Annotated in this window: 15 protein-coding genes and 1 riboswitch; of the genes, 5 read left to right on the top strand and 10 right to left on the bottom strand. The window is 38.4% G+C overall.

The features are described from left to right. Nucleotides 1-240: 240 nt before the first annotated feature. The 4 genes from LJY09_RS04135 to LJY09_RS04120 form a co-directional block, all read right to left on the bottom strand. Nucleotides 241-750 carry an acyl-CoA thioesterase gene (locus LJY09_RS04135; RefSeq protein ID WP_013055518.1) on the bottom strand — a complete coding sequence of 170 codons (510 nt, stop codon included), beginning with the start codon at nucleotides 748-750 and terminating at the stop codon, nucleotides 241-243. Between the two features lie 191 nt (nucleotides 751-941). Beyond that, complete coding sequence (locus LJY09_RS04130; protein ID WP_167387308.1) at nucleotides 942-1079, bottom strand: hypothetical protein; 138 nt, start codon at nucleotides 1077-1079, stop codon at nucleotides 942-944. A 130-nt stretch (nucleotides 1080-1209) separates the two neighbouring features. Continuing rightward, nucleotides 1210-2256: a DUF5105 domain-containing protein gene (locus LJY09_RS04125; RefSeq protein WP_205689700.1), complete on the bottom strand. Its 1047-nt coding sequence runs from the start codon at nucleotides 2254-2256 to the stop codon at nucleotides 1210-1212. A 180-nt stretch (nucleotides 2257-2436) separates the two neighbouring features. Then, a complete protein-coding gene (locus LJY09_RS04120; protein ID WP_028412286.1) occupies nucleotides 2437-4032 on the bottom strand; it encodes a glutamate/serine transporter AimA in 1596 nt (531 codons plus the stop codon). Between the two features lie 55 nt (nucleotides 4033-4087). Next, nucleotides 4088-4166, bottom strand: a riboswitch (ZMP/ZTP riboswitch). 386 nt (nucleotides 4167-4552) lie between these two features. Between LJY09_RS04120 and LJY09_RS04115 the strand changes: the two genes are divergently transcribed. The 3 genes from LJY09_RS04115 (at nucleotide 4553) to LJY09_RS04105 (ending at nucleotide 7210) form a co-directional block, all read left to right on the top strand. Next, nucleotides 4553-5152 carry a cupin domain-containing protein gene (locus LJY09_RS04115; RefSeq protein ID WP_080754378.1) on the top strand — a complete coding sequence of 200 codons (600 nt, stop codon included), beginning with the start codon at nucleotides 4553-4555 and terminating at the stop codon, nucleotides 5150-5152. 355 nt (nucleotides 5153-5507) lie between these two features. Beyond that, complete coding sequence (locus LJY09_RS04110; protein ID WP_013055514.1) at nucleotides 5508-5711, top strand: DUF3311 domain-containing protein; 204 nt, start codon at nucleotides 5508-5510, stop codon at nucleotides 5709-5711. After that, nucleotides 5711-7210, top strand: a complete 1500-nt coding sequence (locus LJY09_RS04105; RefSeq protein WP_028412288.1) for a sodium:solute symporter family protein — start codon at nucleotides 5711-5713, stop codon at nucleotides 7208-7210. The genes LJY09_RS04110 and LJY09_RS04105 overlap by 1 nt, the downstream gene beginning before the upstream one ends. 31 nt (nucleotides 7211-7241) lie before the next feature. On the opposite strand, the gene LJY09_RS04100 is transcribed toward LJY09_RS04105, so the two are convergent. Together LJY09_RS04100 and LJY09_RS04095 are read right to left on the bottom strand one after the other, a co-directional pair. Beyond that, nucleotides 7242-8672: an alanine/glycine:cation symporter family protein gene (locus LJY09_RS04100; protein WP_028412289.1), complete on the bottom strand. Its 1431-nt coding sequence runs from the start codon at nucleotides 8670-8672 to the stop codon at nucleotides 7242-7244. Nucleotides 8673-8775: 103 nt separating this feature from the next. Beyond that, nucleotides 8776-9765 (bottom strand): glutaminase, encoded by a 990-nt coding sequence (locus LJY09_RS04095; protein WP_028412290.1) that lies wholly within the window; start codon nucleotides 9763-9765, stop codon nucleotides 8776-8778. A 266-nt stretch (nucleotides 9766-10031) separates the two neighbouring features. Here LJY09_RS04095 and LJY09_RS04090 point away from each other — a divergent pair, with 266 nt between their 5' ends. Beyond that, on the top strand, nucleotides 10032-11282 hold the full coding sequence (locus LJY09_RS04090; protein WP_033578101.1) for an ATP-binding protein: 1251 nt from the start codon (nucleotides 10032-10034) through the stop codon (nucleotides 11280-11282). Nucleotides 11283-11286: 4 nt separating this feature from the next. Next, complete coding sequence (locus tag LJY09_RS04085) at nucleotides 11287-12225, top strand: response regulator (protein WP_028412292.1); 939 nt, start codon at nucleotides 11287-11289, stop codon at nucleotides 12223-12225. A gap of 39 nt (nucleotides 12226-12264) precedes the next feature. Here the strand turns inward: LJY09_RS04085 and LJY09_RS04080 are convergent, their stop codons facing one another. From LJY09_RS04080 to LJY09_RS04065, 4 genes are read right to left on the bottom strand one after another with little or no spacing between them, the layout of a single operon-like run. Next, a complete protein-coding gene (locus LJY09_RS04080; protein ID WP_028412293.1) occupies nucleotides 12265-12873 on the bottom strand; it encodes a malonate decarboxylase holo-ACP synthase in 609 nt (202 codons plus the stop codon). Further along, the gene (mdcD, locus tag LJY09_RS04075) at nucleotides 12861-14561 is read right to left on the bottom strand and encodes a biotin-independent malonate decarboxylase subunit beta (protein WP_028412294.1); all 1701 of its coding nucleotides are present in this window, start codon (nucleotides 14559-14561) and stop codon (nucleotides 12861-12863) included. Before mdcD ends, LJY09_RS04080 begins: the two co-directional genes overlap by 13 nt. Beyond that, nucleotides 14548-14850: a malonate decarboxylase subunit delta gene (locus LJY09_RS04070; protein WP_028412295.1), complete on the bottom strand. Its 303-nt coding sequence runs from the start codon at nucleotides 14848-14850 to the stop codon at nucleotides 14548-14550. Before LJY09_RS04070 ends, mdcD begins: the two co-directional genes overlap by 14 nt. Before the next feature lie 27 nt (nucleotides 14851-14877). After that, nucleotides 14878-15735 carry a triphosphoribosyl-dephospho-CoA synthase gene (locus LJY09_RS04065; RefSeq protein ID WP_028412296.1) on the bottom strand — a complete coding sequence of 286 codons (858 nt, stop codon included), beginning with the start codon at nucleotides 15733-15735 and terminating at the stop codon, nucleotides 14878-14880. Nucleotides 15736-15738: the final 3 nt, after the last annotated feature.

Genomic DNA, 15738 nt, shown 5'->3' with positions numbered 1-15738 from the left:
GAAGCATAACGAAATGAATCCAACCCTAAGACGAACAAATGGGATACATAAGCTGAACCGCTTGTGACACCGCAGTTGATTGGAATACTTCACCTCTCCTTCCAATCGACTGCTAGAAAGAACGAAACAGCTGAAACCTACGTTCACCATAACAAAAAAAAAACGAACCACTAATCAAACGTGTTGATCAGTGGTTCGTTTTTCACTTGAGCTAAAATACTTTTCAGCCTCTCTTTTATGCTACCAAGGTTGTCCTAAATCCAACACTGAGGCTAGTTCATTGCTTTTTTTACGCACTTGTTTACGTGTGGCAGCACGATCTGCCCCCGTTTGAAACAGGTATTTTTCTTCTTCTGTTTCTGGAATAAGCTCCGGTACTGCGCGGGGCTTTCCATCATCATCCATTGCCACAAAAGTTAAAAATGATGTAGCTGCAATTTGACGCTCCCCGGTTTTTAAATTTTCTTTAATCACTTTCACAAACACTTCCATTGATGAACGACCTGTCCATGATACGTATGACTCCAAACATACAGAATCCTGAGGCGTAATAGGGTGCAGAAAGTGAATAGAGTCTGCTGAAGCCGTCACACACTCTGTACGACTGTGACGATAAGCTGAAATGGACGCAATCATATCAATATCACTCATTAATTTTCCGCCAAATAACGTATTGTGATTATTAATATCATTAGGGAAAATGCGGCTCGTTCGAACGGCCTTTGTATCTTTACAATAATTTGCTTTCATTAGTAAGAACCTCCATTGATGCCTATCATAATAAGAATAAAAGAATGAATGAACCTATACTAGCATATTTCAATAAATTTAGCTTTACAAAAAACTCGTTGATTTATTTACAGAAAACAAAAAAGAGGTTGAGACATAACGAAATAAATCCAATTGAAAGACGAACAAATGAGATACATGAGCTGGACTGCTTATGACACCGCAATTGATTTCCGTGCAAGGCTTCGCTTTCCGCGGGCGGGCGCTGAGCCTCCTCGTCGCTTACGCTCCTGCGGGGTCTCACCTGTTCCGCTTTTCCCGCAGGAGTCTTCGCCTTGCCCTCCAATCAACTGCTAGAAGGAACGAAACAAATAAAACGATATGCATCATCGCAAAAAAACGAACCACTCATCAAACAGATTGATGAATGGTTCGTTTCTTACTTGGGCTCAACTATTTTTGTCCTAGCCTCTTTTTTGTCTATCGAATGTAGCTCGATCCAAACGTTTTACCTAAAGAGTCACTGTATAGGTCACTTGACTTCACAGTCCATTTCCCATCTTCTTTCACCATAAAGATTCGTAGCGGACGACTTCCTTCTTTCGTTTCTAATTCATTTACAATATCTTTGAATTTAGAAGCCGCAAACTCTTCAGAGTGTTTTGTATCGTAATCTTTTGTTTCATCTGTATATGCTCTCTTAAGCTGCGATACGTATGAATATAAGTCTGATAAATTAACAGTAGTGTACTCCACTTCTACTACAGCTTTATTATTTGCATTGGCAATCACATTTGTCTTTACGCTTGCTTTTTCTTTCAAAACATCTTTATACATGTTAAAAAAATCTTTTTTTGCTTTATCGGTTAAACTATTAGAAAACGCACCTTTTAATTCCTCATTAAACGCTTTTTTCTGTTCTTCTATGACAGCTGTTTTGTCCGCTGTTACATATTTATCATAATCTACATTTTCTTTGTTTAAGTAAAGAACTTCCGTGTAAGCTTGCAGAGCTTTTTCTGGGTCTTGCAGCTTATTATAGCTTTTCGCGTATTTCTTCGTATCCAGTGTTAATGTTACTTCGTCAATTTCTTCATCATAATCAGATGATTTTGGCTGAAGCCCAATTTTGTACTTTTTATCTTTTTTGACTTCAAAGACGAACATTAATTTTTTTTGCTTCCCAGCGCCAATCTTGTCAGATGAACTGCTTTCTAGTCCAAGTTCCCTACTGTTCACTCCCGTTTTTGGAGATAATTGTTCATCTCCTTCATATAAATACACACCGTCGTAATCCGATAAAGATATACTGTTTTTGGATACATTTTTCACTTTTAAATCAACTTTCAACAGCCCCTTTTCTTCACTTGTAGCTCCTTCATCACTATCTACTAAAATATAAGAAGCGCTGTCAATAGATGCTTCAATCGCCTTATTTTTAGCCGAAGTGGATCCTCCCGTTTCCTTAGAACTGTTACAAGCCGCTAATACTAGCATAAGTACAAAAACCAAAGCCAAAACATTCATTTTTTTCACAGCTGTCCAATCCCCTTTATTTTGTTTTTTTAGAACTTTATCCCAAATAAAGGTTCCCTCTGTGTAAATCATTAAACCTTAAAATCTATGTTTTTTACAATATTTTGATAAAAACTAAGTCTAAATTCTCCATTCATCTAAATAAAAACACGAGCACCGGCTCGTGTTTTTTTATTTAGATTTAAAATTTTCTTGATTGATTTGTTCAGCTTCTTTCATATATCGGTTAGATTTGCCACTTTTAATTCCCCAGTAATAAAAGGCTAATGATACGCAAGCAATCACTAGCATATCCCATCCGAAAGGTAAAATATTTTTGCCTCCGAATTTTTCGCTTCCTATGTAGGAAATAAAAATCATGCACGCTAAATAGATAAGCATCCAAGCCCCGGTTAAAAATTCTTTTTTAAAGCCCACCCATTTATTTTTCGCTTGGTAATAAAAATAAACTGGCAGGCCAATTGCCATAATAAAAATCACTTCACCTGTAAGTGGCCACCTTGCCCAGTAAAGCGTCAAAGAAGCAAAAACGAAGCCGCATGGCGCAATAACTGATGCCCCTTTTAAATAAAATGGACGGTAAAAGTGTGAAGCCGTTTTTCTTAATGTTATAAGCGCTACAGGGCCCATAATATAAGAGATAAGCGTCGCTACTGAGATCACTTCTGCTAAGACACCCCATCCTCTAAATAAAAAGAGAAACAAAAAGCAGGCTGCTAAATTTAGCCACATAGCTGGGCGCGGGACATTGTAAAGTGGATGAAGAGTACCAAATATCTTTGGCAAATATCCATTTTGCTGCATCCCGTATAACATTCTAGAAGTCGTTGCCGTATATGTAGCACCTGTGCCGGAAGGAGAAACAAATGCATCTGCGTATAACACAATTGTTAGCCAGTTAATTCCAAGCGCAATCGCTAAATCAGCAAAAGGAGAATTAAAATTCAAATGATTCCATCCATCCGCAATTGATGACGGACTTACTGCTCCGATAAAAACAATTTGTAATATAATGTATACAATTCCAGCAATAAAAATTGAACCAATTACAGCTACCGGAATCGATTTATTAGGTGATTTTGCTTCTCCTGCCATATTTACAGGACTTTGAAACCCATTAAATGCAAACACGATACCTGATGTTGCCACTGCCGTTAAAACACTCGCCCATCCGTAAGGTGCTACCCCATGCTCACTTGAAAAGTTCCCGCTATGAAAACCAGCAAAAAATAAAGCCCCTGCCGTTAAACCAGGAATAATTAATTTAACAATCGTAATAAATGAGTTTGCTTTAGCAAAGAGATTTACCGTCCAATAGTTCACAAAAAAGTAAATGAATAATAACAGAGACGCAACTGCCAACCCCTTGGACGTTAAAATGCCATTGTCTACTAATTCATGAGTCCAGCGAGCCCATTTCCACGGCCAAGTACTCATATATTGCACAGATGCAATAGCCTCCACTGTTATCGTTGAAGCGATTGAAATCCAGTTAGCCCAAGCAGCCAAAAATCCAATAAATGATCCGTGTGAATACTGAGGATATTTAACCATCCCCCCTGCTTGCGGAAACATCGCGCCCAGTTCAGCGTACGATAGGGCAATGGTCAAAATAACTACCATTCCAATAACCCATGAAAAAATAGCCGCGGGTCCTGCAATTTGAGCTGCTTTCCATGCTCCAAACAGCCATCCTGAACCGATAATCGAACCTATGCCTGTCATGGTTAAAGCAAATGTTCCCATCTTCCTTTGCATATTGCTCATCCAAATCTACTCCTCTTCCCTAGGAAAATAAAAAAACACTTGCGAAATTTTCTCAAGTGTTTGCCCAGGCGCGCGGCTTATACGCTATATGCTCCCCCATGGTCATCCATGTTGCGCCAGTCACATATAGGAATATATTTTTTATCAGTATATAACATTCATTACTATTACTCAATACACAAAAATGTTTACATTACTTTTACAAAAGTAATTAATTATTCGTAAAATTCCGAATAAATCTTCTTAAAATCTCTTCCTAATTACAAAAAACAACTAAAACTCTAACCTTGCTTATTATTTGATTCTTTTACTTAACGAGCATATCACCTTCTAAAAATTATATTAATATATATTATTCATTTACAAAATACGAATTAACATCTATATATCCATAGAATTCTTGCACTAGCCCCTTTACTTATATACAATATGAAGAAAAGATACTAAAGTAAACTGCCCACCACTTAGCTACGCTTGAAGTGGGAGACTTCTTTTGGGAAAACGTTAACACCTACATATCATGCACTTCGCAACGAATGAAGTACTTCGAGCAAACTTCTCTGTTTACGCAAGCAAAAAACAGGGAAAATTACGAAAAAAGATTGTTAGAGGGATGCTTATGAATTATGCAAATGTAAAAGTTCTTTATTTTGATGACGACGGAACCATTCCAAATCACCCTCGTCTTCCAGTTTTGTTGTATGAACACGTATTTATTAGTAAGAAAGAGAAAGTAGAGAGCATTTTTAATTCTCACAACTGGAAAAACAGCTGGGTAGGCGGCATATATGATTTTCACCATTACCACAGCAATTCTCATGAAGCACTAGGTGTAATTAGCGGATCTGCACGCTTAAAACTAGGTGGACATATGGGAGAAAATATCGTGGTGCATGCTGGGGATGTACTCGTACTCCCTGCAGGTACAGGACATATGCGTCTGCAGTCAACTGCTGATTTTAAAGTGGTTGGAGCTTATCCAGAGGGCATGGATTACAACTTACGAACAGGAAAACAAACTGATCGCCCTCACGTATTTGATGAAATTGCACAAGTACCTATTCCTACAACAGATCCTGTTTATGGCGACAAAGGACCATTGACAGAGTGGTGGAACTAGACAAGCACTTATTGTCTAGTTTTTTTATTTGCTTGTTTTTATAGCTTCCATAAATCTATATTTGAACATACAAATTCTTTTTCTTTAATGCAATAGCAATATACTTTATCTCATCGAGAAAACTACCTTTCTTCTTTTCCGTTCTTTTTTTGTTTCAAAGGCAACTGCGCTTAGGTTCTCCCCTGCTTTTTCTTCCCTAATCATTTCAAATATCTTCTTCTCATACCCTTTTTTTGTTTTTCTAAAAAAATTTTCGTAATTTATAACGAAATTTTCAAAAAACTTATTGCTTTACTATGTCAGACTTGCTATCATAGTGAACATTGTTAGATAAATTTTAGAGGAGGAGTAAAAATTGAACAGAAAATTCATAATATTTATTTTATTCATCATTCCGTTTATTGCTCAATTCGCTTTTTTACCTTTTGTAAATAACATTCATCCAATTATTTTTGGATTACCTCTTTTGCATTTATGGTTATTTTTATGGGTCTTCTTAACGCCTGTGTGTACATTTATCATTTATCGTTTACAAAAATCTTGGGGGGACATTGAATAATGCAAGGAAATTTAACCGCACTTTTAATCACATCAGCAATTGTTCTTGTCGTTATCGCCATTGGCTTTATAGCAGGACGTGACAAATCATCTAGAAGCTCCGTTGAAGAGTGGGCTGTAGGGGGAAGACGTTTTGGAAGCCTGCTCGTCTGGCTTTTAGTAGGAGCAGATTTATATACTGCTTATACATTCCTAGGTCTTACAAGTACAGCTTATCAAGGAGGAAGCATCGCATTTTTTGCCATTCCTTACTCTGTTTTAGCCTTTTTAATTTCATATTTTTTTCTTCCAAAACTTTGGACTGTTGCTAAAAAGCACAAACTTACTACACTTGCTGATTATGCTAGAGAACGTTTTAGCAGTAAATTTCTCTCCTCTTTAATTGCCATAGTAGGTGTATTGATGCTTATTCCATATATCGATCTTCAGCTTAGCGGTATTCAAGATACTCTTCGCGTTGCAGGAACTGGCTACATTAATGTAAAAGCTGTCGTTATTCTTTCATTCTTTCTTGTGGCTCTTTATACTTTTTTCAGCGGAATTAAAGGTCCCACTTATACGGCAATTATTAAAGATATTTTAGTATGGGCGATTATGTTATTTATGGTTGTTTCTCTGCCAATTATGCATTTTGGAAGCTGGGGCAACATGATTGACAATGTTGCAAAGGATGCACCTCAGCTATTAACGATCCCAACACAAGGACCTAAGGGCATTCCATGGTTTATTACAGCATCACTCGTATCTGCTTTAGCTTTATTCATGTGGGCCCACGCTGCTACAGGTGTTTTCACTGCTAAAAGTGCAGATTCGCTTCGTAAAAATGCTGTCTTCTTACCTCTTTACAATATTGTTTTAATTCTAGTCATCTTCTTAGGGTTTATTGCTTATCAAGTATTACCTCAAGATACAACGGATCCTAGATTAGCATTATTAACCTTGATTCAATATTCATATGGTGGCATTGGCCAAGGGTTAGCTTATGCAACGATTGCTCTTGCTTCATTAATTCCATGTTCTATCATGGCTATCGGAGCGTCTAACTTATTTGCAAATAATATATTTAGAGATTTAATTAATCCAAATGTACAGGGTAAAACATTAACAATGGTTACTCGTTCTATGGTTTTTGTTGTTATTGGACTGGCACTTTTATTCGGTTTATTATTCCCACAAGCACTTGTTTCCCTACAGTTACTAGGGGTATCCGGCATGGTACAAATCTTCCCGGCTATTGTTATCAGCCTGTTTTGGAGAAATCAATCGAAAGAAAGTACGATTGCTGGATTAGTAGTAGGGCTGGTTGTAACGTTTACCGTTCATGCCACAGGAAATTCATTTGGCCTTTATGAAGGGTTCTGGGGATTATTATCTAACCTACTCGTAGTTTTTATTTTAAATCCAATCTTTGCTGCAAAAACCAAAGCAGCAACAAATGGCGTGAAAGAAACATTATTTTCTAAAGGCACTACGCAAACTGAATTAAAGAAAAACGCATAAAAAAAAGTTCAGCCAACTGGCTGAACTTTTTTTAGATAATATTCTCTTTTTCAGAAGGGGATGAAGTCGATTCTCTTTCCCAACATTCAATATTCTGATTGTTTTCTAATGCATCTTTATAAAAGACTGGATTTTTCCCTTCCTTTTTCTGCTGAGTATAGTCATGCAAGGCAGAAAAAGCCACTTTCGATAATAGAAAAATAGCAATTAAGTTCACCACTACCATCATCCCCATAAATAAGTCTGCCAGATTCCATACAAGCTGAAGCTGAGCAACCGACCCAAAAATAACCATCGCTAAAACGCCTACACGATAAGACCAAAGCCACATCTTATTTGAATTTAAAAATTCAATATTCGTTTCTCCATAATAATAATTGCCAATTAACGTACTAAAAGCAAATAGAAATACCATGATAGCTAAAAATCCTGATGCCCAAGAACCGATATGTGTACTAAGAGAAGCTTGCGTTAATTCAATGCCGCTTAGTCCCTGCTTATAGGCGGGAGATAAGAGAACGATAAATGCTGTGCTTGTACAAATCACGAGCGTGTCCGTCAAGACACCAAATGCTTGGATAAGACCTTGTTTAACTGGGTGACTCGTCACTGCAGTTGCCGCCGCGTTGGGAGCACTTCCCATCCCTGCTTCATTGGAAAACAGTCCGCGCTTTACTCCGTTGATTAACGTTGCACCAATTGATCCCCCAAGCGCCTGTTCAAATCCAAATGCATTTTTCACAATTAGAGATAGAACGGCAGGCATTTGATCAATATTTTTAAAGATGATGAACAGAGCCATTCCAATGTATAAAACGGCTAATACGACAACGATGTATTCCGATATCTTGGCGATGCGTTTGATACCGCCAAAAATAATTATCGCAAATATAACTGTCATAATAATCCCAATCAATAAGCGGCTCGTTCCGAAAGAGTTCTCAAATGCCAGCGTAATCGTATTAGACTGCACAGCGTTAAACACCAGGCCAAATGACAGTGTAATGAGTACAGCAAATAGCCCGCCCATCCATCTTTTATTTAACCCTTTTTCCATATAGTAAGCGGGTCCTCCTCGAAATCCGTTTGACCCTTTTACCTTATAGATTTGAGCGAGTGTACTTTCTACAAAACTTGATACTGAACCGATAATGGCAATAATCCACATCCAAAATACAGCACCCGGGCCACCAAGAGCAATAGCAATCGCTATACCGGTAATATTTCCTGTTCCTACTCGAGCTGCCATGCTTATGCAGAAAGCTTGAAACGGGGAGACTCCCCCATCTTTAGCCGCTCGTCCTTCTTTCAAAACAAGTACCATTTCTTTCAACATGCGAAACTGCAAAAAACGAGAGCGGATCGTAAAATAAATACCGATTGATACAAGTAAAATAATTAATAAATTCGACCAAAAAAAATCATTGATGACACTAATTACACTTTCGATTGCTTGTTGCACGCCTATCACCTCATTAGAAAATTTGGTAGAACAAATGCAAAACATGAAAGTTTTTTCTCTTGGTGTTTATATTATTGAAGCGAATGAATAGTACGTAAATAGACTAAAAAATACTCAAATCCCATTCTTTTGCGATTTTTTTTAGCAGCGTAACGCCTTTTACGCTATTCCCGTACTCATCAATAGCTGGACTGTAAATTCCGATACCGCATCCGTCTGGAAATGGAGACTGCTTTTTCGTATTAGGTGGCACCAATGACATGATTCCTCCTGATACACCGCTTTTAGCTGGCATACCAACAAATGCCGCAAACTTTCCTGAGGCATTATACATACCGCATGTAAGCATAAGCGCTTTTGTTAATTTAGCTACTTCTTTTGGAATTACTTGTTTGTGAAACACTGGATGATATCCGTCTAATGACAGAATTAATCCGATCAGCGCAATATCTTCAGTCGTTACTTCAATTGAGCACTGCTTTAAGTAAACCTCTAGAACTTCTTCTACTTCTCCTTGTAAGTAGTTTGTTTCTTTTAAATAGTAGGCAAGCGCACGATTTCGATGAGACGTTTGCCATTCTGATTCAAAGACGGTTTCATTAATGAGTGGTGTTTTCCCAGTAAGCATTGTTATTACATCAAACAAATAGCTTAGTTTTTCTTTTGCCGTCTCTCCAGATAAAAGAGATGAAACCGTTAAAGCACCGGCATTAATCATAGGATTGAACGGCTTTCCTGGTTTATGCATTTCCAGTCTTATAATAGAATTAAATGCATCTCCAGTTGGCTCTACATCTACTCTCTCTAGTACGTAGGGAATGCCGCAGCATAAGCAAGCTGCTATAAAGCTAATGACTTTAGAAATACTTTGAAGAGTAAATACCGCTTCATAATCCCCAGACTGGATAACCGTTCCGTCAGCACCAATCAAACAAATACCTAATTGAGACGAGTCCATATCTTTCAGAGCGGGGATATAATCAGCCGTTTTTCCTTCTGACGAAAATTCTTTTATTTGCTCTACCCACTCGTGTAACTGCTCTTTTGCAGTGACCTGTAAGTAAGACATTTCCTGTTCAATTTCTCGTTTCATTAAAATCACCTCATCACTTCATTAACTTTTTATTTTAAAGCGCTTTCATAAAGCGGGATTTCATTTTCGTTTTTAATGTACAATGCAACCTACGAGAGCATACAAAAACCTACAAAACTTTTTGGAATTATATTTTTATCTTTGGTACTCTTCTCCATTGTGCTGGACGCTGTCACAATGTATACTAATTCACGAATCACTTCAGGAGGTGTAATTATCTGAATTTTAAATCTTTCATTCGAAAAGATCCGTACATTTTATTGCTCATGCTCATTACTGTTCCGCTGGCGGGAGAGCTAAAATTTTATCCGTTAAATGAAACGTTTCGAATTACATTTGGAGCTCCAACATTTTTCTTTTTCCTATTGCTTTTAAAACGAAAAACCGTTTTATCTGGCGGATTGTTAACCGCTTTAAGCGTCGTTCTCTTTCGCATTATGCTCGATTATATCACGCTCGATCATTTTCAATTTGCGGCTTCTGCACATACGCATTACCCTACGTTTTTCTTTTACTTTACGTATGCACTTTTATTTTTTATTTTTAAAGTAAGCCGCATGAACTATAGTGCTATTGTGATTGGATTAATTGGACTCATCATTGAAATAGCTGCTGATATAGTCGAACTAACTGCGCAGTATATCGTTTTGCACACAACCATTCATATCGATTCATTATCGGACATGGCCGTTATTGCTTTTGCTCACAGCTTCATTGTACTTAGCTTTTTTAATATGATGACAATTTATGAATCACAGTCACGAGAACGTCAAATTCGCAAACAAAATGAGCACATGCTAATGCTTATTACAAGCCTTTATGAAGAAACCGTTCATTTAAAAAAGACCCTTCATAATACAGAAGTGATTACAAAAGCCTCGTACGATTTATACCGTGTATTACATCAGCAGGAAAAAGATCATTCTGTGCTTAACCAATCGCTCAGTAAAAAAGCGCTTCGGATTGCCGGAGATATTCACGAAGTAAAAAAAGACAACCAGCGTATTTTTGCGGGCTTATCTAAAACAATTTCAAATGAAAGTTTCCAAAATTATATGAAAGCAGAGGAATTAATCGAGCTGATCGTACGCATCAACAAAAAATATGCCGATTCTCTTCACAAACAAATTAGCTTTTTTTCCTCTGTCACCGGGGAACATTTCAGCTACCACGTTTACACAATTTTATCGATCATTAATAACTTGGTAGCAAACGCAGTGGAGGCGATTAAAGATGAGGGAATGATTGTTTTATCCGTACATAGACAAGCTGAATTTGTAGAATTTCATGTACAAGATGATGGTCCTGGCGTGCCTTTGAAGTACGAAAAAGCTATTTTTGAACCTGGTTTCACCTCAAAATACGATCAATTTGGAAATCCCTCTACTGGAATTGGCCTTTCTTACGTAAGAGATATTGTTCAAGAACTTGGAGGTACGATTGAAGCTAAACAAGGAGATAAAGGGATGATTTTTATCATTCAAATACCTCTTTGTAGTCTAATTCAGAAAGGATGAGTTTATGCGATTTTGTATTACAGATGATGATTCAGCCATTCGTTCAACGCTCAGTCAGCTGATTGAAGATGAGGATTTAGGAGAAGTTGTAGAAGAAGTCGTAGACGGCAGCTTTTTAGATGCCTCTACGTTAAATTTAAAGCAAATTGATATTTTATTTATTGATTTACTTATGCCAGGACGAGATGGAATCGAAACGATCCGTCATTTAAAAGATTCATTTAAAGGAAAAATGATTATGATTTCACAGGTAGAGTCCAAAGAATTAATAGGAGAAGCCTATTCATTAGGAATTGAATACTATATTACAAAACCAATTAATCGAATTGAAATTTTAACGGTTATTCGAAAAGTAATTGAACGAATCTCTCTTGAGAAATCAATCGATGATATTAAAACCTCCTTGAATAGTTTAGCGACAGCCCATCACGCTCCTCCTTCAAGCCAGCCGATAACGAAACAAGCCCATCTATACGATGTAGGGAAATTCTTATTAGCCGAATTAGGTATTGTAGGAGAAAATGGTGCAAAAGATTTACTGGATATTTTACAGTTTCTGTACACTTATGACCAAAGAGAAAGTGTGGAAAAACATTTCCCTTCTCTAAAAAATATTTTTGTGAATGTCGCTGAGAAAAAATTGGGAGCTCACGCGTCTTCTATTGAAATTAATCGTGAAACCAAGGCTTGTGAACAGCGAATAAGACGAGCAGTTACTCACTCACTGAATCACTTTGCTTCTATTGGATTAACAGATTTTTCAAATCCAAAGTTTGAAAATTATGCTTCTAAGTTTTTTGACTTTACAGCCGTTCGTAAAAAAATGAAAGAACTGCAGGGAGATTCTAAAATTTTGCCGATTCGCATTAACACCAAAAAGTTTATTCAAATATTTTTTCTTGAAGCCAAGCGTTTGTTAAGCCAAGAAAAAAGCTGGTATTGACAGAAAAGACGGAAAAGGTTCAAATCCCTCATCCGTCTTTTATGCTAATTGATTCAGTTTTACTAAGGCAGGACCATATACAGTACGCAGAAGCAGCGTCTCTTCGCCTTTTGCGTATTCCGCTAGAGAAAAGGCTCCTTTTTCTGTTTCTACCTGTACATCTACAGAAACTGGGCATCTCTTTAGCTTACTGACTATCATTTCCGCTTGTTTCACCGACAAATAAGAAGAAAGGCGAATAAGTACATCTAAATCACTGGTTGTCGTGACAACTTCTTCACCGCTTGCAAGCTCGAACCCTACACTGCCGGTTGGTCCCCACGCAAATTTTTCAAAAATAATAGCCACCTCTTCCAAAGCGCGTATAGCTGGCATGTTTCTAGACTGGGCGTTTTGAAAAAATGAAACGAGATTTTCCGGCCTAATTGTTTGTTTAATGGCCTCCTCAGATAAAAAAGCACCAAAACGCTGATTCCTTCGTTCTCCTCTTACTCCAATAGGTATCAGTTTATCTCGGTGAACAGCACGCCTTACCACTACAAATGGAGCCTTGGCTAATGAATATTCCACCCACTCGGGGATAGGTGTATAACTGATAAGCTTTGCTTCCTCTTTTAACTGAAGCAAATCATGAGCTATATATTCCATTGTTTTTCCAACTCACCTCTTACCCATAAAGAAGCTTTTCGCCCTTCCTTTCTTGCTTGCTCACTGTGCAGCCGGCTGCTTAAATCGTATACACCTTCACAGCGAACATCTTCTACTGCTCCAATTAAAATATCTTGAATCATTTGAACGTCGCGCTCTGTGGGCTGCTCTGCTTGAATACCGCTAACCAGCTCATATAAAGCGCCAAGTGAAGCAAATGATTTAATATCATAAGCCATGGACGGGACTTTCTTTGAAGCTTCCTCAAGTTCTTTTATACTTCTTTTAGTAATGCGCGCTGCCGACTGTTTGGACATGGCGTGAACATTCACTCCTTCGTCTTTTAAAGCCAAAATTCGATTCGATTGGTATCCATGAGCCAAAAATGCTCCTGAAATTGCTTTTCCGACAATTAACGTAATAACCGGATGACCTGCTAAGCGCGCTGCTGCATAAGCATCAGCTGCAGCAGCGCAAGCATAGTGAATACCTAGAAGTTCTTCATGATAGCCATACGCTTGACTCGGTACGTCCACAATGGCAATTATAGGGCGCGGAGATTGATTTCGATCTTCTTGTATTACTTCACGAACGTGCTTAGCAATTGCCCATCCTTCATCTAGTCCTACTTCCCCTTTTCGTGCACGTAAGAAACGATTATAAGGATTAGGTACAACCGATATATATCGGACCTTTTCTCTTCCTAGCAGTGCGTCTTTATAAAGAACGGAAGGAATTTCAAAATCTGCTTCTTCATCATTTATTAAAGCGTTAATCCACACGCGACCGCGGCTGTTAGGCATGCTACCTGGAACTTCGTTCAACGAGTAAGAGACTGCTGAAGGGATATGTTCATTTTTTGTTGCTTTATACAATTCTTGAAATTGATAAGGAGCCATTTTTTCTGAAGGATCAACCTTGCTAAGCAAATGCCTATAAAAATCTACTTGTTCTGTTTTACTAGCTAATTTTTCTTTTTTTTGAAACGTCTCTTGAACCGCTCGTTGAATAGCAGTAACATCATCCTGTGCTAATGTATCTGCAAACCCCGTTTCATAGCGTTGAATACCGCCAATCGTTTTCCAGATTAAGCTTCGGTCTCTTGCATCAAACTCTTCAACCCCCGCTTCTTGTTCGATCACTTCCGGGCCGTTAAGACCAAACCTTGCTTCTTTTGTCACAATGAGATAACTAAAGAGTGAAGCAGTGATAGACATTCCTCCAAAGCAGCCTACATTTCCTGAAATAACTCCGACAACAGGTGTATGCTCACGCAGAGCAACTACCGCTGAGCCAATTTCAGATATCGACAAAAGTCCATAATTCGCTTCTTGCAGCCTTACCCCTCCTGTATCGAATAGAAAAACAGGTCTAACAGGAACACCTTTTTTGTGATTATTAAGAGCTAATTCTAAAGCTCCTGCAATTTTAGCTCCCGATACTTCACCAATGCCTCCCCCTTGAAATCCTCCTTCTATTGAAATGACAACTGCTGGCTCCCCTGCTATTAGCCCACTTGCTATGATGACACCATCATCGCTTTGAGGAACAATATTTTGCTTAGGTAAATGAGGCGACTCGATCCCGTCAAAAGGGCCGAGCAGCTCACGAAATGTACCTTGATCTAAGATTGCCTGGGCTCGTTCTCTTCCATTTAACTCAATAAAGCTTTGATTATTCACTCCCATTTTCACTCACCTCCAAAGCTTGTGCAAGACGCAAAGCGACTACACCGGGCGTAGCACCGAAATCATTAATTACAATTTTCGCTTGAATCATATGAGCACTAAAAAACCGATCTAATACGGCTTTCCAGGTTTCACTAAACCCTTCACTTCCTGTTCGTACTGATACGTGAGCATGTTCTTCATCAGAAGGAACCATTAAGATTTCTAAATCCCCTGAACCAACAACGCCTACATGTGCGCGCTGAGTTAACTTTCGATCGGCTTTGTATTTAAACACTAACGTTTCCATTAGCCACTCACTCCTCCCTGCAGACGTTTATGATTCTTTAAAAAGAGATATTCGATCTAAAAATAATACAGCAGCCAGCAAATCTGCACTTCCACCTGGAGAAGCGTTAGATGATAGAAAAATATGATCTAACGCTTCCAGCCGCTGTTTTCCTATTGATGTAGATACCCCTCCAACTTCTAACACATTGGATGCCGCCATTTTAACCTCCTCTAATACAACTGGACCAGCACGATGCAAAATACACGTATCATCAAGATTGGCTATTAGTGTTACTAAAGTATCAATCCGCGCTGATGTTTCATGTATGCCTAGCTTGCGAGCCTTATGTAAAGCAGGCAAGCCTATATGAATCACGTGAGGAAATCCTTGCTTCGCCTCTCCAGCCGCTCCTTTTGCGCCATACTTTTTTTTCACACGAAGTCCATTAGATGAATGCAGAGTACAAAAGCGATCTGCATAACGAGCAATTTTTCCTGCAGCTTCTGTGATGGATGCAGGTGATGCTTGAATACCGCAAACCGCTGTTGCAGAAGCAAGTAGACCTAATGCCCAAATAGCTCCCTTGTGTGTATTGACACCATCCGTAGCCGCGTACATAATTTGTTCACCTTCGCGTCCAATTCGAGCAATTTCTTCCCTTAGCATCTGACTCGGCTGCTTTCCTTGACTATATAATGCAATCTGTGAGAAGGTCGGTTGTAAAGCATAAGCAGAGGCTAGCAGCGTCTCAATATTCATATCTTGATGAGATCCAGTTGTTGCTGCATCTACAAGCCCCGGCTTAGGTGTAAGTACCGCTTCATCAACCAAAGCGGTAACTGCCATTTTAGCTATCAGGCATGAAGAAAACACAGTTGTTTTTGGCTCTTCTTGAATACGCATATT

It is taken from the genome of Priestia sp. J2 (assembly GCF_020790095.1).
In the GTDB taxonomy this organism is placed as follows: domain Bacteria; phylum Bacillota; class Bacilli; order Bacillales; family Bacillaceae_H; genus Priestia; species Priestia zanthoxyli.
Note: the sequence above shows the minus strand (reverse complement) of the source record. Positions and strands in the feature narration are given on the sequence as shown.

Excerpts from the sequence above, each read along its gene's own strand:
- LJY09_RS04135 (WP_013055518.1), bottom strand. The coding sequence starts at position 750 with ATGAAAGCAAATTATTGTAAAGATACAAAGGCCGTTCGAACGAGCCGC.
- LJY09_RS04125 (WP_205689700.1), bottom strand. The coding sequence starts at position 2,256 with ATGAATGTTTTGGCTTTGGTTTTTGTACTTATGCTAGTATTAGCGGCT.
- LJY09_RS04120 (WP_028412286.1), bottom strand. The coding sequence starts at position 4,032 with ATGAGCAATATGCAAAGGAAGATGGGAACATTTGCTTTAACCATGACA.
- LJY09_RS04115 (WP_080754378.1), top strand. The coding sequence starts at position 4,553 with ATGCACTTCGCAACGAATGAAGTACTTCGAGCAAACTTCTCTGTTTAC.
- LJY09_RS04105 (WP_028412288.1), top strand. The coding sequence starts at position 5,711 with ATGCAAGGAAATTTAACCGCACTTTTAATCACATCAGCAATTGTTCTT.
- LJY09_RS04095 (WP_028412290.1), bottom strand. The coding sequence starts at position 9,765 with ATGAAACGAGAAATTGAACAGGAAATGTCTTACTTACAGGTCACTGCA.
- LJY09_RS04090 (WP_033578101.1), top strand. The coding sequence starts at position 10,032 with ATGCTCATTACTGTTCCGCTGGCGGGAGAGCTAAAATTTTATCCGTTA.
- LJY09_RS04085 (WP_028412292.1), top strand. The coding sequence starts at position 11,287 with ATGCGATTTTGTATTACAGATGATGATTCAGCCATTCGTTCAACGCTC.
- LJY09_RS04080 (WP_028412293.1), bottom strand. The coding sequence starts at position 12,873 with ATGGAATATATAGCTCATGATTTGCTTCAGTTAAAAGAGGAAGCAAAG.
- mdcD (WP_028412294.1), bottom strand. The coding sequence starts at position 14,561 with ATGGGAGTGAATAATCAAAGCTTTATTGAGTTAAATGGAAGAGAACGA.
- LJY09_RS04070 (WP_028412295.1), bottom strand. The coding sequence starts at position 14,850 with ATGGAAACGTTAGTGTTTAAATACAAAGCCGATCGAAAGTTAACTCAG.
- LJY09_RS04065 (WP_028412296.1), bottom strand. The coding sequence starts at position 15,735 with ATGCGTATTCAAGAAGAGCCAAAAACAACTGTGTTTTCTTCATGCCTG.